1 protein-coding gene is annotated in these 640 nt (G+C 53.0%); it reads left to right on the top strand.

What is annotated here, in order from left to right; translation table 11 throughout:
- On the top strand, positions 1–551 hold a 551-nt coding region (locus tag J7439_RS25835; protein WP_209204923.1), incomplete at its 5' end, for an IS66 family transposase.
- Positions 552–640: the final 89 nt, after the last annotated feature.

Genomic DNA, 640 nt, shown 5'->3' on the forward strand with positions numbered 1-640 from the left:
ACCAGCCAAAATCCGCCTTGAGTTTACTGGGCGGAAATGCTGGAACCGCTCTGGACCTGGAGGCCTTGTTTGAGGCCATCCAGACCATCGACGGTGTCATTCTTGAAAAAGACAATGCCCTTCTTGAGAAAGACGACATTATCCAGAAAAAGTCCATCGTCATAGAAGAACAGAAAAAACGCATTGCCATCCTGGAAGAATACCTGCGTCTGGAACGTGCCCGCCTCTATGGCCACAGCTCTGAAAAGTTCAGCGGCCAGGGCGAAATCTTCAATGAAGCGGAGTTAGCCGATTGTGGCGCTGACCCGGCTGAAGAAGATGCCCTGAATGAGGAAGAACTGGAAACAGGGGAAAGTCCAAAACCCCGCAAGAAACGCAAGGGACGTACACCACTGTCACCGGCACTGCCCAGGGTTCAGGAACGTATTGAACTAAACCCGGAAGAAAAGCAGGGTGCCATTGAGACCTTCTTCACCAAAGTCCGGGAAGAGCTGGACATCATTCCAGCCCGGGTGGGTATTCCGGAAGCATTCGGCCACCCATTCCGGTAACATCCGGCCACTGATTCCGGAAACATTCGGCCACCTATTCCGGTAACATCCGGCCACCCTTTTCCAGCCAGCGGCGCAGTCTATTTCAA

It is taken from the genome of Salinisphaera sp. G21_0 (genome assembly GCF_017744115.1).
Taxonomy (GTDB): domain Bacteria; phylum Pseudomonadota; class Gammaproteobacteria; order Pseudomonadales; family Endozoicomonadaceae; genus Endozoicomonas.